We start from the raw sequence: 19802 nt of genomic DNA on the forward strand, positions 1-19802 counted from the left end.
AAAGGACGGCGATGTCCCAGATCCTCAGAGGCGAACTGTATTGGCTGAAGTCAGCCGGCGCTCGCGGGGAAGCCGATGTCGCTCACCCCCATGTCGTCGTGCAAGACGACGTGTTCAATCGCAGCCGCATCGAGACCGTGGTGGTGTGCGCCCTGACGTCGAATCTCAAGCGCGCCACGGAGCCCGGAAACCTGTTGCTCGACCCAGGTGAAGGTGGCTTACTGAAGCAGAGCGTCGTCGTCGTCTCTCAAATCGACAGCGTCAAGAAGTCGGAGCTCGGAGCGCGTATCGGAGCCCTCTCTGAAGCACGCATCGAGCAAGTCTTGGCGGGGCTGCGCTTTCAGCAGCGTGCCTACTTCCGTGAGGATTAAATGGGTTTGGGGGTGAGGTCCAGTGTTCCTCACCCCCAACCAGGCTAAAGACTCCCGCAGGCTCAGATACTCTGGCCGCCGGAGACCTCGATGCGCTGTGCTGTGATCCATGCGGAATCAGGTGAGAGCAGCATCGCCACGGCGGCGCCAATGTCGTCGGGCAAACCGACGCGGCCAAGCGTCGTCATCGAGGCGACCATGGCGTTGACTTGCTTGTTGTCGCGCACCGTGCCGCCGCCGAAGTCGGTCTCGATGGCGCCAGGTGCTAGCGTGTTCACGGTGATCTTGCGCGCGCCGAGTTCCTTCGCTTGGTAGCGAGTGAGCACTTCGATGGCGCCCTTCATCATCGCGTAGGCGCCGTAGCCGGGCAGCGTGAAGCGGGCGAGGCCGCTCGAGATGTTCAAGACCCGCCCGCCGTCGTTGAGCAGGGGCAGAAGCTTCTGCGTGAAGAAGAACGGCCCCTTCACGTGGAGCTTCATCAAGGAGTCGAACTCCTCTTCCGTCGTTTCAGCCAGCGGCTTGTGGAGCCCCGTGCCGGCGTTGTTCACGAGGTAGTCGAAGCGCTCACGCCCAAAGGTCTTGGTGAGTTCGCCCTGCAAGCGCTCCGCAAAGGCACCAAACGACGACGAGTCTGCGGCGTTCAATTGAAGCGCGACGGCCTGGCGGCCCTTGGCTTGAATCTGCTGGACGACGTCATCCGCAGCTGCGCTGTTCTGGTTGTAGGTGATCACGAGGTCGACTCCGCGATCCGCGAGGTGCAGCGCCATGCTGCGTCCGAGGCCACGGCTGCCGCCAGTGATGAGTGCGATGGGGGAGTTGCCTTGTGTCATGTGAGTGTTTCCTTTCGACACTCAGCTTGGGCCTTCGCGTGCCTCAGCAGAAGCCGCGTTCTCCCACACGCATTGTCTCGAATTATGAGACAATCCGGCATGGACTTGGAAGCGCTACGCATCTTCCTCAAGGTCGCGGAAGTACAGAGTTTGACCCGTGCAGGCGAACATTTGGGCCTGCCAAAGGCCCATGTGTCTCGCAAGCTAGCGGCGCTCGAGAGTGATCTCGACACCCGATTGTTTCATCGATCGACTCGAGTGGTGCGCCTCACCCCGGATGGGGAAACGCTAATCCCGCGCGCTCGAAGCATCGTGCGCGAAGCCGACGAGGTGAGCGGGATGTTCCGCACGGGAAGGCGCTTGCGTGGGCGGGTGCGCGTCGACATGCCCGTCGCGCTCGCGCGCAATCGGGTGTTGCCAGCGTTGCCTCAGCTGCTGGAGCGCCACCCGGAGCTCGAGCTGTTCATCAGCACGACGGATCGCATCGTGGATGTCGTGGGGGAGGGATTCGATTGCGTGCTGCGGGTTGGCGCTTCATCCGATCTGGACGTCACACAGAAAAAGCTCGGCGAGCTGTCGGTCCTGAACTGTGTCTCCCGAGGCTACGTTGAGCGGCGAGGGATCCCGAAGAGCTTGGAGGATCTCGATCAGCACCAGCTGGTGCACTACGCGTCGCGTCTGGGCACCGACGCGCCGATGTTCGAGTACGTTCGCGACGGTAAGACGCACTTCCGAGCGATGGCTTCCTCGGTGACGGTGAATACGTCGGATGCCTATTCTGCCGCCTGCGTTGCGGGCCTCGGCATGGTTCAGGTTCCGCGCATCGGGATGACTGCGCGCCTGGCGAGCGGCGAGGTGGTCGATGTTCTGCCCGATTTTCGCTGTGCGCCCATGCCAGTCGTGATCCTGCAAACCCATGGCAGGCGTCCGCCCCAGCGCGTGCGCGCCGTGATGGATTGGATTATGGAGGCGCTAAGGGGGCAGTTGGAATGAGGCTGAGTGAGGGCATGATTCTGCGTACAGAGCGGCTCGTGATGCGACCGTTCGTCGAAGCGGACGCGGAGGCGTTTGCCAAAATCAACGCTGACCCCCAGGTGATGGAGCACTATCCCGCACCCCTCAGTCGCGGTGAGAGCGACGCCCTGCTCGATCGCATCAACACGAGCTTTCGCGAAAACGGCTTTGGCGTTTGGGCGCTCGAACTCGGTAGCTCGAGCGCGCTCCTGGGTTACACGGGCCTTGCAATTCCCACGTGGGAAAATCATCTGACCCCTTGCGTGGAAGTTGGGTGGCGCCTGGGCCGCGAGCACTGGGGTAACGGCTACGCGAGCGAAGCCGCGCGTGCGGCGCTGGAAGTGGCGTTCACGGATCTCGGGCTGAGCGAAGTGTTGTCGTTCACCTCCCTGCCGAACCACCGCTCAGCCCGGGTGATGCAGCGGATCGGCATGCGCCGCGATGAAGCGTCCGACTTCGCTCACCCGAACCTCCCCGCGGATCATCCGCTGAGTCGCCACATCGTCTATCGCATTTCCGCGGCCGAGTGGGAGGCAGTTCGAGCGGCTGCAGTCACACCCTGAACAAACCTGGTATGTTGTTCCGAGGTTGTCGGACAGTGGCAGCTGCCCTAGGAACGTAGAGCTATGTGGGACCAACGTTACGCCGATGCTGAGTACGTTTACGGCACGGAGCCCAACGACTTCCTGAAGGAGACGGCCGAGGTCCATCTCCCAAGAGGGGGCGCCGTGCTTTGCCTCGCGGAAGGAGAAGGGCGCAACGGCGTCTACCTCGCGGGGCTGGGCTTCAAGGTGACGGGAGTCGATGGCTCATCCGTCGGTTTGCAGAAAGCCCAACGCCTTGCTCAGCAGCGCGGCGTGGAAATCGCGACCATCGTCTCGGACTTGGCCGACTATGACTTGGGCGAGCAGCGCTGGGACGGCGTCGTCTCTTCCTGGTGTCACACCCCGCCGGAGCTTCGAAAGCAGCTCCACGCCGCGGTCGTGAGGGCACTGAAGCCTGGCGGCGCGCTCATCCTCGAGAGCTACACCCCGCAGCAGCTCGAATACAAGACCGGTGGCCCGCCCAACGCGGAGTGGATGATGACGCTCGAAGGCCTGAAGCAGGAGCTTGCTGGGCTCGAGTTCGTAGTGGGTGAGGAGAAAATTCGCGAGGTGAACGAAGGCAAGTTCCACGGTGGGACCAGCGCCGTCGTGCAGGTGGTGGCCAAGAAGCCGAGCTGACCTGCTCGCTGCCCATGACGGCGGTGTCTGCCCCCGGGTGGCGATCCCGCGACGGGGCGCTATATGCGTCGAGGGTATGGCTGCCGAGCGACCGTTCAATACGCTGCGTTTCGCCAAGCTGGGCTTGGTGTTGCTCGTGCTGAGCGGGCTCGGTCTCGCGTATCGCCAGGGCGTGTTCGAGCAGTTCGGGGATCCGAAGCAATTCGCCGAAGCCGTCGTGGCGATGGGCGCTTGGGGCTACGTTGGCTTCATCGTCGCCTACACGCTGCTTCAACCGTTCGGTGTACCCGGCACCGTGTTCGTCGTGGCAGCTCCGCTGATCTGGCCTTGGCCTATCGCGTTCGCGCTGTCCATGATCGGCACCATGAGCGCCAGCGTCGTCGGCTTCAGCTTCTCCCGCTTCATCGCTCGGGACTGGGTCTCGGCGCGCGTCCCGGAGCGCTTCAAGAAGTACAACCAGGCGCTGGAGACAAACGGTTTCCGTACGGTAGCCATGCTGCGTATGGTGTTCTGGATGCCTCAGGTGCTGCACGGCTTCCTCGGCGTCAGCCGGGTGCCGTTCTGGACGCATTTTTGGGGTTCGCTGGTGGGCTATATCCCGCCGCTCTTGGTTGTGAGCTACTTCGCGTCGGAGGTGTTCGATGCCTCAGGTAGCCTGCAGCCTGGCGCTTGGAAGTACATGGGTGGCCTCGGGCTCGCGTCGATCGCGCTCCTGATCTTGATGCGTTGGTTCGACCGCCGCGCCGTGCGGCCAAACGCCGTTTGAGCGCTAGGGCGGCGCCACGCGATCAAGGCGACTGACTACTGGCTGTCGCAAGCGCGCGGGGCGTCGACGTACGCTTGCCCGAGGGCTGTCAGCTGGCCGTCAGCACCGAGGAGATCGACGTGAGGAACGTTGTTGGCGCGCCCTGCGAACCAGGCGTAACGCTCAATGCGTGGATCGCTCTCGAGGTAGGTAACCGCATCGACCAAGAACGCACGCTGCTCTTCGGCGTTTTGAGCGTCGCTGCAGGCGAACTCCGTGAGCCAGATGGGCTGGCTGAAGCGGCTCTCGTAGGTCTTCAAGTGGTTGATCATCCACTGCGCGTGGTTGCCGTTTTCACCCGCGCAGCCCACGTAGATGTGCACCGCGATCGCGTCCACGCGGCAATTGGTGCAGGCGCTGAAGAAGTCGTCCAGGTACTTGAACGGATCGGTCTCCTGGCAGTTCCCGCCACAGAAGTTCACCGCGGGACTCAAGAGCTTGAAGCCTCGCGCGTCGGCTACGGCTTGGACGTCTGGCCACAGGGCCGCCGCCTGAGCCGCAGAGAGGTTCGCTTGTTCGCCGAAATTGGGCTCGTTGAAGCCGAGCAGCGCGTGGCTGTCGCTTGGAGCCTTGGATTGCACTTCGCTGGTGCTCACCCCCGCCCCCCACACCATGGGCACATACTCGAGGCCAATCGACGCGTAGCTGCTCCGTACGCCTTGGTCGGGCTCGAAAGCCCAGTTGTACCACCAGGTCACGCCGCTCGAGAGCGCGCGCATGTCCGCCTCTGAGTGGTAGCCGTAGGCGACGCCACGTTTGCAAGTGTTGGAATTCCCCGCGGAACCACCCGAGCCTCCGTTCTGAGCGCCTCCGTTTTGAGCGCCTCCGTTTTGAGTGCCGCCGCTCTCGGAACCCCCGTTGGCTGTGGCACCGGCGCCGCCGTTCCCTGAGCCTGCGCTGCTACCACCGGAGATCCCTGAGCCGCCGTTGGTCATGCCCGCGGCCCCACCATTTTTCGAGCCGCCGCTCTGAGCGCCACCACTCGCGGCGGTGCCCGCGCTCCCGCCGTTTCCGGAAGACCCATCATCGGAACCGGAGCAAGCGATCAGACCTGAGACGGCACATAAGGCGATGAGTTGGCGCACGAATACTCCTGCAGTTCGAGGGGGCTGTTAGTTCGAGGGTAGGCGCAGCGCGAGCAGCGCATCAATGGCAGCGCGAGGTAGGTCTGCCGGGAGGCTCGGGAGGAGCGCGGCGGCCTGACTGGGGATGTTGTCTGGATGCACGATCGCGAGCTGGATGCTGCGCTGTGACTCGTCGAGCAACACGAGGAAGTAGCGATCACCGATGGGACGCTTCCACACTGGGCAACCGTCGGCGGCTCCGCCTACGGCGATCTCCGGTCCCCGGCCGTAGGCTTGCTTCCCGCAAGCATCGACGACGGTCGCATCCGCAGGGAAGTCATCTCGGGCGCACCCGCTGCCGCAGACATTGCCGCCCACATGTCCTGCTTGGTACGAGCGCACGCCCGTGCTGATGAACTCGCGGTTACTGTACTGGTTGTTGTCCATCACGACTTCGAACAGGTTGATCTCGCCGCAGCCGTCGCCGACGCTGCCCGTCTTCGAGTAGCAGTTGCAGGCGCCGTTCCATTTGCGCGCGCCGTCGCGGATCAGCTCGGAGGCCACCAGGGCAACCCACGGTCCTGGGTGGCCTTGGCCAGTACCGTTGCAGGCGCTGACTCCTGCGTCATCGAAGGTCATCGAAGCGAGGAGCACGAACAACTTCGAGCCTCGCCAGCCGAGGCGTTTCACTCCTGGGTCGTCGGGGCAGAAATAGTCTCTGCCGTCCCCGCAATCGAAGGCTTGATTCTGCGCGAGGTACCACACGCAGTCATCGTGGATGAGCTCCCCGCTGATCTGAGTCATCGGGGCCTGATCTTGGGTGAATGCCAGGTTCTGACCCTCGCCTGTGCGGCGATCCCAGGCGGAAACAAGTCCCCAGGCAGTAGACGCAGCCTGAGGTTGATAAACAGCGACCTGCTTTATATCGATGGCCTTGAGGATCAGCGTCATCTCCTCGTCGAAGGGTGCGAGGGCGTTACTCTGGCTGTGCTGCTCCTTCATGCAGCAGTGGCCGCCCCAGGTGTCGGTGCCGTCCTTGTAGTTGCAGGCTGCATCGCCCGGCGCGCGGTCGATGCGCCTCGGCCACCAACCGGGAGCGCCAACGTTCGTGAACGTCATGCTGCCGCCGAGGGTAAGGTCGCTTGTTTCCGTGGGGTATTCTCCCAGGCCACCACCCAGAGTCGGTGGCTGATTACCGCTTCCGCCGTTGCCGGATCCGCCGTTGCCAGCGCCGCCCGTCGTCCCCCCGCTTGCGGATCCTCCGTTCGTCGAGCCGGCGGAGGCGGCGTTGCCAGCCCCGGCGGCTCCACTCGAGCTTCCGCCTTGAGCTGACCCTCCCGCGGAGACGGCGCCGTTTCCTCCGCTTCCTGCGCTGGACTTGCCGTCGCTTTGGCAGGCGCTGGCGGTCAGCGCGGAGGCGCCGAGGAGCAGGAAAGAGTACCAAGGCGCTGAGATGGTCGAGGTGAGACTTCCCATCCTTGGGCTGGTTGCCGAAAGCTCGGAGATCCGTGACGAGAAGTACCCGAAGAAAGCCAACGGATCCACTTGACATCTTTTGGCTTTGAGCCGCCCGTAGCTGCTCGTCCATTTGCCCATGGAGAAGACCAATGCACTGACGTGGCGATACCGCGCGGAAAGCGAACCGTGTCCGCCAGGTGACATTTCGGTGAGCCAAGGGTGACCCGCGACCTGCGAAGAATCGGCGGAGTCGTGCTCACCGGTGGTGCCCCTCCGGCAAGCCTTGCGCGACTCTGAGCTCCCTCGAAAGGCCGCATGGTTTGGCCTACGCTTCGCGCGAATGACGAACGAGCACCAGGTTGGGATCCAGCGAGCGCTGCTCCACGTGCGCGACCGGCTGCAGGAGATCGAACAGCGAATGCTTGGGCTGGAGACCGAGATGCAGACCGCGTTAGATCGCATCCCGTCGGAGCGACGGGACAGCGCGAGGAATCTGGTGCACTACATCGCGCTTCGCCAACAGGATCTACGCGACCTGCAAGTCGAGCTTGCCGACCTCGGTCTGTCCTCGCTCGGCCGTCTGGAAGGCTGTGTCCTTGGTACGATTCGCAGCGTCCTCGATCGGACTCGTGAGGCGCTCGCCTGGCGCAAGGACACCGACGCCCAAACGGCTCTGCAGCTTGATCCGGCGCTGCCCACGTCCTGCGCTCTCGATTGGTCGGCGGGGATGGAGGCGCTCCATCAACACACTCGGGAGCTGCTCGGACCGAAACCAGCAGAGCGCCACGTTTACATCATGGTCACGGCGCCGAGCGCCAGCGAAGGAGACGCCCCATGGATGGAGACGATGCTGCGCGCGGGGATGAACGTGTTGCGGATCAACTGCGCGCACGAGGGACCAGCGGAGTGGGGGCGGTTGGCGAGTGCAGTCCGTCAGGCAAGCGAACTCACCAAGCTGCCGTGTCGTATCCTCATGGATCTGGCAGGCCCGAAGATCCGTACGGGGGCCATTCAGGGCGCGCCCCGCGTAGCGACCTGGAAGCCCGAGAAGGACGAGCTTGGCCGAGTCGTGTCACCGGCGCGCGTGCTCCTGCGCCGGGAGTCCGCTCCGAGTGGGGAGGGACCCGAGGCGGAGCTTGTGCTTGGCGACGATGGGTTCGCGACACTGAAGGCGGGAGACTCTCTCGAGTTCCGCGACACCCGAGGAAAACGCCGTGCGCTTTCCGTGGTGAGCCTCGACGCGGACACCGCGGTGCTCGAAGCGATGGCTCGCGCGTATGTGCTGGAAGAAGTCGAGGCGACCCATCGGCGGCATGACGACTCCCTGGGAAGGCTGCGCATCCAGGTGCCGAGTGGCGCAGACGCGGCGGTGGAGATGCGCGTGGACGACGAGCTGGTGCTGAGTGGTACCCGGGCGTTTTGCTCGCCACCCAAGCGCAGCTCGAGCGGCGAGCTGGAGACACGGGGTGAGATCGCCTGCACCCTGGCCGCAGCGCTCGACGGCCTCCACGTCGGTCACCGCGTGTTGTTCGACGATGGCAAGGTGGAGGCCGTGGTGATCGACGCTCGACCCACGGAGCGAGAATACCTGCTCAAGGTGACGCGTACACAGCGCTCCAGCGTCCGGATCCGGGCGGAAAAAGGCATCAACTTGCCCGACTCCGACTTGCCCATCAAGGCGCTTCAGGCAGACGATCTCGCGGCGCTACCCTTCGTCGCGCAGTACGCTGACGCTGTGAGCCTCTCCTTCGCGCGCACACCCGAAGACGTCGAAGCGCTGCATCTCGAACTCGACCGACTCGGACGCCGAGACATCGGAGTGATTCTCAAGATCGAAACCCGCAGCGGCTTCCAGAATTTGCCACGCCTACTGCTCCAGGCGCTTCAGCGCCCGCCCCTCGGGGTGATGATCGCCCGCGGCGACTTGGCCGTTGAGGTCGGGTTCGAGCGCCTAGCCGAGGTCCAGGAGGAAATGCTCTGGTTGTGCGAGGCGAGTCACGTTCCAGCGATCTGGGCGACGCAGGTGCTCGATAATCTCGCGAAAACCGGCGTCCCATCCCGCGCGGAGGTCACGGATGCTGCGGCCAGCGTCGCCGCCGAGTGCGTGATGCTCAACAAGGGGCCTCACGTGGTGGACGCGGTGCGCACCCTCGCGGACATCTTGGAGCGAATGGAAAAGCACCGCTTCAAGAAGCGCAGCCTCGCGCGCGCGTTGAGCGTCTCGTCATTCGAAGAGCGTCCCCAGGGGCCGAGCCGAAGCGCTCCCCCGAGCGAGTCGCTACCCTCCAATATTGCCGTGCGGATCAGCTAGACGAGCCCGGCCAGACGCTTCGGCGCGGTCTGGCGGTAGCTCTCGCGGATCAGTTCCGACAGCAAGCTCCAGGGCACGCGGCCATCCACATACGCTCCGATCCAGCCTTTGTGGCCTACGTAGGGGGGAACGAAGAACACCTTCGGTCGGGCTTTCACCAGCGGATCTCGCGCTTCAGCGGTCGACTTGAGCCAGACCGAAGGCCTACCGCCTTCGAAGTTGCCCTTCTGCATCACGAAGATCTTGTCTCGCACGCGCCACGTCGGGTCTCCCCACGCCACCTTTTCAGTGACTTCCGGTAGCGCGAGACACAGCCCGCGCAGGCGTTCGAGAGAGGCTTGGGAGATGCCTGTCATCCGGTTTGCTCCACGGTAGCAACAGCTTTGCGTACTTGTGCGCGAAGTCGGCGAACTCCGCGGGTGCACACAAGCGCTCAAATCCCCAAGGCGCACACGATCTCCGTAGCCGACGGGAGCAACGAGACGATTCGAGTCATGAGACGCCCCCTGACGAGTACCATACGCGGTGATGGCTCGCAGCGATTTTGGGCACGACACCACGACCTCCGAGGTGCTTGCTGGCGTCGATTTGACGGGACAGCTCGCCCTGGTGACCGGAGGCTCCAGCGGCCTCGGCGTCGAGACTGCACGCGCGCTGGCGGCTCATGGCGCTGAGGTGGTGATCACCGCCCGCAACTTGGAGAAGGCCGAGGCGGTCGCGAAAAAGATCCGTGAGGAAACATCTGCGAGGGTAAGCGTTGAACAGCTCGAGCTCGATCGCCTAGCCAGTGTTCGCGCCTTCGCGACGCGGTTTCTCGAACGAAACCCGAAGCTCCAGCTACTGATCAACAACGCCGGGGTGATGGCCTGCCCCAAGGGCGAAACGAGCGACGGCTTCGAGCAGCAATTCGGTACGAACCATCTCGGGCACTTTCTGCTGACCGGGCTCTTGGTGCCCGCGTTGCTGGCTGGGGCACCGGCGCGCATCGTGAATCTCTCGAGTCGGGGGCATTTTATCTCGCCACTGAACCTCGAGGATCCAAACTTCGAGCAGCGCGACTACGACAAGTGGGTCGCGTACGGCCAAGCCAAGACAGCAAATGTTCTCCATGCCGTGGAGCTCGAGCGGCGTCTCGGCGCGCGAGGCGTTCACGCCTACGCCGTGCACCCTGGCGTGATCATCACCGAGCTCATCCGGCACATGGACCAGGAAGACTTCGAAGGCTTCCGCAAGCGCGGCACCACTTCGCGCATGAAGACCGTCGAAGCCGGTGCGGCGACGACGGTCTACGCCGCGACCGCGCCGGAGCTTGCAGAGCGCGGTGGTTGCTACCTCGAGGATTGCCACGTCTCCGAGGTGAACGACGACCCCACCGCGACTGCCGGCGTGCGTTCCTACGCGGTAGACCCGCAGCTCGCTCAGCGCCTGTGGGCGGAGTCTGAGCGGCTGGTTGCAGAGCGCTTCACGTTTTAGCGGTGCACGGGGCTCCTAGGGGTGTTGCTCAAACATCCTGCTGGGGCTTGGTCCAGCTCGCGAGATGGCCCGGGCTCGCGAACTCGACCTGTCCGTCGGGTAGCACGAACCTGGCTAAGCGTTTGGGGGCTTCCTCGAGCAGGCGACTGAGTCCCGCCGCGTCGATGCGGTCCGCGAGCGTCCACCCTTTTACATCCGTGTGGATCCAGTCGGATAGCGACGGGAAGCGCCCAGAGCCCACCAGGCTCGTGATGCATGGTGGGGTTCCCCACGCCTTAGTCAGCAGGGCGCTCAATGCTTCGCGGTCGCCGAGACAGTAGGGCGCTGCCAGTTCCTGCGCGATCGCGGGTCCAAATAGCTCGCGCAGGAGCTCGGTCATCGCGTGGTAGCCAGGGGTGCTCTCGAGGGGGCCCCAAACGGCCAGACACAGCCGACCGCCGGGGCGTAAGACCCGCTGCATCTCGCGAAGCGCGGCGATCCGATCCTCGAAAAACATCAGACCGAACTGGCAGGTGAGCACATCGAAGCTCTCATCGGGAAACGGCAGCGCTTCAGCTCTGCCTTCGTGCCAGGAGATGCCATCGGCGTGGCGGCGTGCGACCTCGAGCATGCCCGCGTTGCGGTCCAGCGCGTGCACTCGTTCAGGGCCTGCGCAGAGGGCGAGCTGACGGGCAACGACCCCGGTTCCGCAGGCGACGTCTAGCGCCCGCTCATGCGAGGCCAGGCCTGTGGCTTCCACGACGCGTGGTGCCCATTCGGAGAACAGCGCAGGCACGAAGAACAGCTCATAGATCTCCGCGGCGTTCGCGGAGACCTGTCCCGTGGATTCATTGGTCATGGGCTTGAACTAGCGGCTCCCAACGCGGCTTAAAGTACAAAGAATGGACTTGGCCGGGCTCTCCCTCACCCCCAAACTTGGCGTCATGCACAGCTACGGCCAGTATTGTCCCATCTCCCGCGCTTCAGAAATCCTCGCGGAAAGATGGACGCTGCTCATCCTGCGCAATTTGTTGCTCGGGTGTACACGCTTCAACGATATCGCGAGTGGCCTGCCGGGGATCTCCCGCTCGCTGTTGGTGGCCCGCTTGCGCACCCTCGAGGACAAGGGAGTGGTCGTCACGTCGAAGATCGCCGGCCGTCGGGGCAAGGAATACCAGCTGACCAAGGCCGGGCGCGCGCTCTGGCACGTGATCCGTCCGCTGGCGGCTTGGGGAGAACGCTGGATTGAACTCCAACCTCAGCATACCGATCCGAGCTTTGTGCTTTGGGCTTGGACTCACGTCCACCTGCGACGGGAACTCCTGCCGAAGCGTCGCGTGGTCGTCGAGTTTGACTTTCCGGAGCAGCCGCTCAGCTATCAGCGGTTTTGGATGCTGATCGAGCGTGGAGCCGCGGAGCTCTGCTACGACCATCCGGGTTTCGACGTCGACGTCTCGGTCTGGGCGCGTTCCCAAGCCTTCACCGAATGGCATATTGGGCGCATCGAGTGGGGGGATGCTTTGAGCGCGGGCTACATCCGCGTGGAGGGGCCGAGGCAATTGGCGCGCGCGCTCCCCACCTGGAACGCCCGAGCGCTTCCAGCTTGAGACCGTTTGGATCCGCATGGATCAGATCGATCTGGCCCGCGCCCGACTTCCGTGGAAGCCTAGCGGCATGGAGCGACGGGATGGGGCAGAGGCTGACACCTACCAGGATCGCTACGCGGCAACGCGCGCGCGGGTGCTTCGGCTTCCCTCGCTGGACCAAGAGGCCGCGGGGGCAACGCGCGCGGCGCAGTTTCACTTCTTGCCGTCGTTCGAAACCGAGGCAGCCATCTCGGTGATCGAGTTCGGTGACATGGCTGCCGTCATCGTGTGCGTGCCTGAGCGGGACATCTACGGTTGGGGCGGGGAAGTGTATGAACACGAGACGGGTCAGGTCACTCATCCTGGGTACTTAGTCTCCCGCGCGGTCGCGCAGCTCGGCTGGGAAGCGACTGACCTCGCACCTATTCGGAAAGTCGTGGATCAGTTGAGGAGCAGTCTGAAGCGTGCGCCATGACCTCCGGGAAACGCTGGGGCGACGCGACGCCTAGCTCATCCCAAACGGAAGCTGGTCTCAGTCAATCGACCAAAGGGCGCGCGCTCCCGCGTGGCGGTGTTCCAGTTGCGAAGAACTCATAGTGGTGGCCATTCGCGTCCTCCACGTAGACCCGAATCGTTTGGTCGGCGCTTCCGAACGCGCGATCCCACCCGGCTTCCGGGCTGGATCCGAAGTTCACGCTGGATGCGACCAATCGTTGCGCAATTCGGAAGAATGTCTCCGCGTCCACTGCGAATGCATAGTGTCCGACGCTGCAAGGAAAGCGGTCATCGAACTTGAGCGTCAGGGCGCCCACTTCAACGGGGGTGAACGCCCCGACATCGGCTTGCTGCGTCGCATCGAGTAGCCAGGCGACGAAGGCGGCGGAGGTATGTCGATCCCGCACCGGAATGACTAGGTGATCCAGAACAACGCTCACAGTGTTCCCTCCACGAGCGCTTGCTTCGAGAGTCGCAGCAGATAGCTTGCGAAACGCTGAGCATCTTCATCCGGCCAGGTCGCTGTTAGGCGTTCGAAGGTTGATTGCTGCCAATGGTGCGCAGCGCGGAGCAGGGCGCGTCCACGCCTTGTCAGTTCGATTTGACTTCGTCGGGCGTCGTCGCCAGCGACGCGCTTGACGACGCAACCAGCTTCGGCCGCGGCGCTCACCATTCGACTCGCTCCCGATCGGTCCAGACCGAGTTCTTCCGCGATTTCGGCGATGGAGACCTCCCGCCTGCGGAGGGCGGCGGCGTGCACTGCCTCGGCGACTTGAACGTGAGCGAGATGGGGGGACATCGGCAAAGTGGCCCAGCGCCTCGACCAAAAACGCACCAGGCGAAACAGCGCGGGGCCACCAAGATTTTGCGTGCGCATCGCAACGATTATGCGTGCGAAACGCACGGTTGTCAAACGTTCCAGGTGCAGTGGGAAGGTTGGACGTCACGCGTGCCCTCGACCCACCTGGGGCCTGCGCTTCCCGGCGTTTGTAGGGTGGAACCCCGGATGCGCCTGATGAGACCTTCGGCAATTTTGGTGAAGTCGGTGACTTCGAGGGTGAGGGACAGTTGGCTCCTGAGCTTAATCCACAGGGAAAGGTTCACCCTCGAAGAGTTGCCCTGGGTGGTAGCCCTTGCTGCCGATTTGCCGCATCAACTCGCTAAAGGGTGAGGCGCCTCGCTTGAGGCACTCCAAGGCGTGCTCGAAGGTGTGCACCGGCTCCCAACCCAGCTCAACGCGCGCCTTGGAGTTGTCGTAGACGCGATCGATGGAGTTGAAGAGGCGCCAACCGCGCTTCTGATATTCCAACTGGAAGTCGACGTAGCGGCTCACGACCTCGGCTGGATCCGTGCGGAGCAGCTGCAGATCGTCCCGCTTGAAGGGTGAGGTGGCGCTCAAGATGTAGCGCCCAAAGCCGATCTCCTCCGCGCGCTCGAGCGCGAGCAGGTGGGCGCGCGCGGCGTCCTCCACGTCGAGGCGCCGGTAGAGCAGCTCGTTGACCTTGGCGTTTAGGTCGTCAAAGCCTGCTCGCGTCGCTGCACTGTCGTCCGCCTCTGGAAAGAAGCGCGATGTCTTGAGCACCAACACCGGCAGGCCGTGCTTGCGCTGAAACAGCTCACACAGATCTTCGGCGGCCGTCTTGGTGACGCCGTAGATGTTCTTCGGGATGGGGCGTACGTCCTCCGTGATCCAGGCAGCCGGTGCTCCCGCGGCAGGCACGAGCGCGTGACCAAAAGTGCTAGTAGTCGAGGTGAAGATCAGTGAGCGGCAGCCCTGAGCCAGGGCCTCTTCCAGGAGGTTCAGTGTCCCGGTGATGTTGGTGTCGACGAACGCTTGCTTCGCGTGGGTGGCGACATGAGGTTTGTGCAAGGTCGCTGTGTGGAGAATCGCATCCACGCCACGGACCGCGCTGGCAACGAACCGTCGGTCGGCGATGTCTCCCACCTGCGTGGTGTACGGGCCTGGGAGCAGGTCGACGCCGGTGGCGACGTGAAGCGAAGAGTGAAGCAGGCGCATCAACGCCTCACCGAGGTGTCCCGCGCTCCCAGTGACCAAGATCTTCATCGTTTCTTCTTCGTGCGCTCGAGGCCGTCGAGGATCAGATCGAGCCCGTACTCGAACTCCGCGGCGAAGCTGTAACCGGGCTTCATCGCGTGGTCGACGATCATTTCCGTGAGGTAGGGGAACTCTTTCAGCGGAAGCTCTTCTAGCATCTCCTCGGCCACGGCGTTTGCTTCGTCCGGCGTCTCGAAGGGCAGGCTCTGCTCTTGCAGGGCGAAGCCATATAGGTAGCTATCGACGAGGGCGAAGGCGTGTGCTGCCATGGCGATCGAGAAGCCGCCGCGGCGCAGACAGCCGATCACCGAGTCGTAGTAGCGCAGCGCCGCGGGGCCCGGGTTCTTGCGTGTCTCCATCAACGCGGTCACCCAAGGGTAGCGCTTGAACACTTCTCGCGCGGAAACGGCGCGCTTGCGCATCGCCGCTTTCCAGTGCTCGTCCGTGGTAGGCAGCTCGATCTCGCTGACGACTCGGTCGATCAAGGCGTCGATCAGTTCGTCCTTGTTCGCGATGTGATTGTAGAGCGACATGGCCTCCACGCCGAGCTCGTCGCCCAGCTTGCGCATGGAGAGCCCAGCGATCCCACTTCGGTTGGCGAGACCGAGCGCGGCTTCGAGGATGCGTTCGCGACTCAGGGGTTCGCGGGTTGGCTTGGGCTCCGCGGCTCTCGAGCGGCTTGCCCGGGAGCGAGTGGGTTTGGCGGCCTTGGGCATCTGTTGCTTGCTTTATCCGGAGCGCGCGCGGGGCGAAAGCCCCACCGCCGAGGAAAAATATTCTTTTTAGTTTCAGGGAGATACGAGCTGCCTGGAGCTTCGCAGGTTGACGTGCTTACGCCGTAAGTCATACTCAGCTTACGCCGTAAGCTTACGGCGTAAGTTTTGGCGGGCCAAGCGTTCCCGCAGAGAGGAAGCCAACATGACTGCACAACTCATCGCGCTCAGCGACTCATCCGCAGGGATCCAAGTTCAACCCGCGTCGGCTTCGGCGACATCTGGCAGCGAGCGGATCCCCCACAGGATGCGTGCCGTCGCGCGCGATAGCTACGGCGGTCCCGAGGTACTTCGGCTCACCGAGCTCGACGTGCCCAGGCCTGCTGCGGGTGAAGTTCTGGTGCGCGTGGCTGCGGCGGGCGTCGGGGCGGATGAGTGGCACCTCTTGCGCGGGTTGCCATACGCGTCGCGGTTGGTGACCGGACTCACCACGCCGAAGAACCAGCTGCTGGGGCTCGACCTCGCGGGGGTCGTTGTGGGAGTGGGGGAGGGCGTGACTGAGTTCGCGGTGGGCGACGAAGTGTTTGGTTGGAGCGCCGGCGCGTACGCGGAGTACGTCGCAGTGCCCGCGAACCAGCTGCTTGTGAAGCCCCACAACTTATCCCTCGCGGAAGCGGCCGTCGTTCCCATCTCCGGCTTCACGGCGCTCCAAGCCCTGCGTGACGCAGGGCAACTCAAGGCCGGGCAACGCGTGCTCATCAACGGCGCCTCCGGCGGAGTCGGCAGCTTCGCCGTGCAAATCGCCAAGGCGCTTGGGGCACACGTAACGGGCGTCGCTAGCTCGAGAAATCAGGACTTCGTGCGGTCGCTCGGCGCCGATGAGGTGATTGACTACACGCGCGAGGACTTCACCGAGGGGCCCGCGCGCTACGACCTGATCGTGGATCTGGCGCAGAGCCACTCCCTTGAAGAGACCCGACGGGCGCTCACCGAGCGTGGCAGCTTGGTGTTGGTTGGCTCTTCGGCGCGCAACGAACTTTCGGGGCGCCTGCGCTGGTTCAAGGGCACGGATCGCTGGTTCAAGGCGCTGTTCCTGTCGCTCTTCAGTAGGCAACGCCTGGTGCCATTGGTGCACGAAGACAAGCTGACTGACCTCGCGTTTCTGCGCGAGTTGATCGAGGCCGGTAAGCTTCGCCCGGTCGTGACGCAGCGCTTTGGGCTCGGCGAAGTCAGGCGCGCGATCGCTGCGACGGAAGGCCACAGTGTCCGCGGAAAGCTCGTGATCGAAGTGTGAGTTGCACCGGCTGCAACGATTCATTGAAGCGCCTTCGATTGCTGAAGCGCTGCTCCTCACCCCAGAAATGAGCGCGAGCTGGGGCCGGTGCCCCGACAACGCGCCGCGGGTTGAACCCGCAGAGGAGCAGCTACACATGAGCCTGAGAGATCCCAACGCCAGCAACCCCCAGAACCCGAAGCGCGTCGCGATCGTGATCGCCAACCCGACGACTTCCAGCACCACCGGCTGGCCCGTTGGCTTCTGGTGGTCCGAGTTGAGTCACCCGTACTACGCCTTTCGCGAGGCGGGGTACGAAGTCGAAGTGTTCAGCCCCGAGGGCGGCAGGTGCGAAGCGGACGCGATGAGCGACCCACGAGATCCGAGCGGATACAGCTCGAGTGATCTCATCAGCATGGGCTTCTTGTCGACTCCGGACCTCGCCGGTCTGCTCGAAGACACCAAGCCCGTGAGCGCGATCGATGTGAAGCGCTTTGACGCCCTTGTCGTCGCTGGGGGACAGGCGCCGATGTTTGCCTACGAGCAAGCGACCGGGCTGCATCAGAAGTTCGTTGAGTTCTTCGAGGCTGGCAAGGTCGCCTGTGCGCTGTGCCACGGCACCGCGGTGCTGCGTTTTGCGAAGCTTTCCTCAGGGGAATACTTGGTGAAGGGCAGAACCATCACGGGGTTCGCCAATGTCGAAGAAGATTTTGCGGACAACGCCGTGTGGGAGCTTGGGGCGTTGCCTCGTGACAAGCACCTCATGCCCTGGCGTATCGAAGACTCACTCAAGGCGCTTGGCGCGAACTACGTGCAGGGTGGCTTGTGGCGAGGCTTTGCCGTGCGGGATGGCAACTTGATCACCGGGCAGCAGAACTTCTCAGGCGCCGAGACCGCGACGCTCGTGATCGAGACACTTGGGCGCTGAGTGAAGTCTGTTCCTCGGTACATAGCCATGCGGAAAGATTGCGCGGATTTCCTTGTGGGATGGCATTCAGTGCCGTTAGCTCTGGATGCGAGTGATTCTCAGAGTTGATCGCTTTGAATAGCTTTATGCGTATGGGAAAGTCGGTGCCTTGAGGCTGTCGGGGGCGAGCGCCATGTGGTTGCCCCCGCTTCGACCAACGAGGGCTTATGTCGACTTTTGGACTTAGGTTGATGGCGGCGATGCGTCCGCTTGGCGTGGTGAGCGCTGGGGCGTGCTTGCTGGTGGCGTGTGGCAGTGACGACAGCGGAGGCTCGTCGAATGGTGGGGGCGGCGGCTCTGGTGGCTCGGCGACAGCTGGCACGGCGGGTAGCGGCGCCAGTGGCGGTGAGACGACTGGCGGTACGAGCTCTGTCGGGGGAACCTCGGCTGGTGGAAGCGGCGCGAGCGCTTCAACTGGAGGGAGCAGCGGCGTCGGGGGCGGCAGCGGCGGCGCTGGCAACGGCGGCAGCGCTGGCAACGGCGGCACTGGCGGTAGCGCTGGGACCGCGAGCGGCGGCGCAGCCGGGGCGGGTGGTTCCGCGGGGAGCGGCTCGGGCGCTTTCGACTACCTTCCGCGGTTCGCGCGCCACTTGGGTGGTTCTCGCCAGGACAACCTGCGGGACGTCGCCTTCACCAGCGATGGTGGGATGGTGCTGGTCGGTGGCACCTTCGTGAACGCTGGGTCCCACGACCTCATCCCGAGCGGGGCCAGCAAGAACGAGGTCAAATCCACGTGTTCGGGCGGAACGTCTGGCAGCGGCGCGGACATGGACATGTTCGTGATGCGCCTGGACGCTAGCGGCCAGCTGATGTGGGTGACCACCCTGGGTGGCCCGTACTACGAGCGCGCGTACGGCGTGGAGGTGGCGGCCAACGGAGACATCGTGCTTGCGGGGCGGGCGGGTAAGTGCGCGCCCATCGCTGGTTCCCCGGTGCAACCGGGCTTCGGCGGTGACAGCATGGCCAACGCCTACGGGGAGCAGGACGGCTACGTTGCGCGCCTGGATAGCTCGGGCAATCTGCTTTGGGCGACGTACTTGGGAGGGAGCGCCAACGAGTTCATTCGCGACATGGCCCTGGATTCCCAGGGCAATGTGTTGGTCGGAACCTTCCTGCAGCCGGGCTCGACGTTGCCTGCGTGGGGCAACGGCGCTTTCGGTTCGGCCTTTCAGACCAACAAATCTGGGGGTGAGGACTCTCTGGTCGTGAAGCTAGCGGCCAACGGCAAGTCCGTGCTCTGGGCGTCTAGGCTGGGCGGCAGCGCGAACGATGGCAGCCAACCCAGCATCCGTGTGGATATGAATGATGACAGCGTCGTCTTCATGACCCACGGAAGATCGAGCGACTTCAACGCGAACGCTGGCGCGAGCAAGATCTTCGGTGCCTATCCGAGTGGTGGTGTGAGCGTGAACCACGGCAACCTGGTGAAGCTCAGCTCGAGCGGCGCTCATGTGTTCACCCGCTACCTCGGCGCGTCCGGACCGGTCAACGGCGACACGCATAACCTTGCCGTGCACACCGACGGCTCGATCGTCGTCGCCGATACGCTGTGTCGCGACTCGGGGTGCTTCTCAGCCACGGGCGACCAAGCGGGTGCGCTGTCGTCGCTCGATCCCGCGACTGGCTCGGGAGCCGCTCAGCCGAACTACGGCGGAGGCGGTTATCCGAGCGGTAATCCCATCCTCGGCAACTATCCCGGGGACGCGTACGTGGTGCGTTTGAACCCTGACGGTTCGGTGGTGGCGGCGACGTTGTTTGGTGGCTCCAAGGGCGAGGGGATCGAAGGCGTAGGCCTCACTGCGTCTGGCAACGTGGTGATCTCGGGAGCGACCAACTCCGCGAACCTGCCGAGTGGCGTCGTCACCCACGGAGCTTACGCCGGAAGCCTGGACGCCTTCGTCGCCGTGCTGAGCGCGGACCTCAAGAGCGTGCTCTATCAAAGGCAGCTCGGAAGCTCTCAGGACAACACGGCCAATACCCTCGTGGTCGCTGGCGATCGCGTCCTCGTGGGAGGCGTGACCGCACAAACGAACACGCTGCACATCAGCTTCCAACCTCAAACCCACCCCAAGGCGCACCTCACGAATGCGACCGCCAACGGGACGCAGCTGTTGGGCGATATTGGGGTAGGCGGTGACGAAGACGGCTGGATCTACGTGTTTGACGAGCTTCCGCAGTGACTTG

Annotated in this window: 21 protein-coding genes; 12 read left to right on the forward strand and 9 right to left on the reverse strand. The window is 63.8% G+C overall.

What is annotated here, in order from left to right; genetic code table 11:
- Positions 1–11: 11 nt before the first annotated feature.
- Positions 12–371, forward strand: coding sequence for a type II toxin-antitoxin system PemK/MazF family toxin (locus H6718_12445; protein ID MCB9586203.1), 360 nt, complete (start codon positions 12–14; stop codon positions 369–371).
- A gap of 62 nt (positions 372–433) precedes the next feature.
- Here H6718_12445 and H6718_12450 read toward each other — a convergent pair whose 3' ends face one another.
- The gene (locus H6718_12450; GenBank protein MCB9586204.1) at positions 434–1201 is read right to left on the reverse strand and encodes an SDR family oxidoreductase; all 768 of its coding nucleotides are present in this window, start codon (positions 1199–1201) and stop codon (positions 434–436) included.
- 99 nt (positions 1202–1300) lie between these two features.
- Between H6718_12450 and H6718_12455 the strand changes: the two genes are divergently transcribed.
- From H6718_12455 to H6718_12470, 4 genes are all read left to right on the forward strand, one after another.
- Entirely contained in the window at positions 1301–2194 is an 894-nt protein-coding gene (locus H6718_12455) for a LysR family transcriptional regulator (GenBank protein ID MCB9586205.1), read from the forward strand.
- Positions 2191–2778 (forward strand): GNAT family N-acetyltransferase, encoded by a 588-nt coding sequence (locus tag H6718_12460; GenBank protein MCB9586206.1) that lies wholly within the window; start codon positions 2191–2193, stop codon positions 2776–2778. The genes H6718_12455 and H6718_12460 overlap by 4 nt, the downstream gene beginning before the upstream one ends.
- Positions 2779–2841: 63 nt before the next feature.
- Complete coding sequence (locus tag H6718_12465) at positions 2842–3438, forward strand: class I SAM-dependent methyltransferase (GenBank protein MCB9586207.1); 597 nt, start codon at positions 2842–2844, stop codon at positions 3436–3438.
- A gap of 76 nt (positions 3439–3514) precedes the next feature.
- Positions 3515–4204: a TVP38/TMEM64 family protein gene (locus H6718_12470; protein MCB9586208.1), complete on the forward strand. Its 690-nt coding sequence runs from the start codon at positions 3515–3517 to the stop codon at positions 4202–4204.
- A gap of 35 nt (positions 4205–4239) precedes the next feature.
- On the opposite strand, the gene H6718_12475 is transcribed toward H6718_12470, so the two are convergent.
- A complete protein-coding gene (locus tag H6718_12475) occupies positions 4240–5328 on the reverse strand; it encodes a glycoside hydrolase family protein (protein MCB9586209.1) in 1089 nt (362 codons plus the stop codon).
- A gap of 27 nt (positions 5329–5355) precedes the next feature.
- Complete coding sequence (locus H6718_12480; GenBank protein MCB9586210.1) at positions 5356–6783, reverse strand: DUF2403 domain-containing lipoprotein; 1428 nt, start codon at positions 6781–6783, stop codon at positions 5356–5358.
- A 322-nt stretch (positions 6784–7105) separates the two neighbouring features.
- Here H6718_12480 and H6718_12485 point away from each other — a divergent pair, with 322 nt between their 5' ends.
- Positions 7106–9076 carry a pyruvate kinase gene (locus H6718_12485; GenBank protein MCB9586211.1) on the forward strand — a complete coding sequence of 657 codons (1971 nt, stop codon included), beginning with the start codon at positions 7106–7108 and terminating at the stop codon, positions 9074–9076.
- Here H6718_12485 and H6718_12490 read toward each other — a convergent pair.
- Positions 9073–9432, reverse strand: a complete 360-nt coding sequence (locus H6718_12490) for an MmcQ/YjbR family DNA-binding protein (protein ID MCB9586212.1) — start codon at positions 9430–9432, stop codon at positions 9073–9075. The two genes, H6718_12485 and H6718_12490, sit on opposite strands and share 4 nt — an antisense overlap.
- Before the next feature lie 172 nt (positions 9433–9604).
- On the opposite strand from H6718_12490, the gene H6718_12495 reads away from it, so the two are divergent.
- Complete coding sequence (locus tag H6718_12495) at positions 9605–10549, forward strand: SDR family NAD(P)-dependent oxidoreductase (protein ID MCB9586213.1); 945 nt, start codon at positions 9605–9607, stop codon at positions 10547–10549.
- 28 nt (positions 10550–10577) lie between these two features.
- On the opposite strand, the gene H6718_12500 is transcribed toward H6718_12495, so the two are convergent.
- Positions 10578–11387 (reverse strand): methyltransferase domain-containing protein, encoded by an 810-nt coding sequence (locus tag H6718_12500; protein ID MCB9586214.1) that lies wholly within the window; start codon positions 11385–11387, stop codon positions 10578–10580.
- 85 nt (positions 11388–11472) lie between these two features.
- On the opposite strand from H6718_12500, the gene H6718_12505 reads away from it, so the two are divergent.
- Both H6718_12505 and H6718_12510 read left to right on the forward strand, forming a co-directional pair.
- Positions 11473–12135 carry a helix-turn-helix transcriptional regulator gene (locus H6718_12505; GenBank protein ID MCB9586215.1) on the forward strand — a complete coding sequence of 221 codons (663 nt, stop codon included), beginning with the start codon at positions 11473–11475 and terminating at the stop codon, positions 12133–12135.
- 16 nt (positions 12136–12151) lie between these two features.
- On the forward strand, positions 12152–12589 hold the full coding sequence (locus H6718_12510; GenBank protein MCB9586216.1) for a hypothetical protein: 438 nt from the start codon (positions 12152–12154) through the stop codon (positions 12587–12589).
- 61 nt (positions 12590–12650) lie between these two features.
- On the opposite strand, the gene H6718_12515 is transcribed toward H6718_12510, so the two are convergent.
- The 4 genes from H6718_12515 to H6718_12530 form a co-directional block, all read right to left on the reverse strand.
- The gene (locus tag H6718_12515) at positions 12651–13049 is read right to left on the reverse strand and encodes a VOC family protein (GenBank protein ID MCB9586217.1); all 399 of its coding nucleotides are present in this window, start codon (positions 13047–13049) and stop codon (positions 12651–12653) included.
- Positions 13046–13486 (reverse strand): winged helix-turn-helix transcriptional regulator, encoded by a 441-nt coding sequence (locus tag H6718_12520; protein ID MCB9586218.1) that lies wholly within the window; start codon positions 13484–13486, stop codon positions 13046–13048. Before H6718_12520 ends, H6718_12515 begins: the two co-directional genes overlap by 4 nt.
- Positions 13487–13690: 204 nt before the next feature.
- Complete coding sequence (locus H6718_12525; protein ID MCB9586219.1) at positions 13691–14674, reverse strand: NAD(P)-dependent oxidoreductase; 984 nt, start codon at positions 14672–14674, stop codon at positions 13691–13693.
- On the reverse strand, positions 14671–15381 hold the full coding sequence (locus tag H6718_12530) for a TetR/AcrR family transcriptional regulator (GenBank protein MCB9586220.1): 711 nt from the start codon (positions 15379–15381) through the stop codon (positions 14671–14673). Before H6718_12530 ends, H6718_12525 begins: the two co-directional genes overlap by 4 nt.
- A gap of 304 nt (positions 15382–15685) precedes the next feature.
- On the opposite strand from H6718_12530, the gene H6718_12535 reads away from it, so the two are divergent.
- The 3 genes from H6718_12535 to H6718_12545 all read left to right on the forward strand — a co-directional run bounded on the left by H6718_12535 (position 15686) and on the right by H6718_12545 (position 19798).
- Entirely contained in the window at positions 15686–16672 is a 987-nt protein-coding gene (locus H6718_12535; GenBank protein MCB9586221.1) for an NAD(P)-dependent alcohol dehydrogenase, read from the forward strand.
- 136 nt (positions 16673–16808) lie between these two features.
- A complete protein-coding gene (locus H6718_12540) occupies positions 16809–17579 on the forward strand; it encodes a type 1 glutamine amidotransferase domain-containing protein (GenBank protein MCB9586222.1) in 771 nt (256 codons plus the stop codon).
- Positions 17580–17785: 206 nt separating this feature from the next.
- The gene (locus H6718_12545; GenBank protein ID MCB9586223.1) at positions 17786–19798 is read left to right on the forward strand and encodes a hypothetical protein; all 2013 of its coding nucleotides are present in this window, start codon (positions 17786–17788) and stop codon (positions 19796–19798) included.
- The last annotated feature ends 4 nt before the right edge of the window (positions 19799–19802 follow it).

This window comes from Polyangiaceae bacterium (genome assembly GCA_020633205.1).
Lineage (GTDB): Bacteria > Myxococcota_A > Polyangia > Polyangiales > Polyangiaceae > JAHBVY01.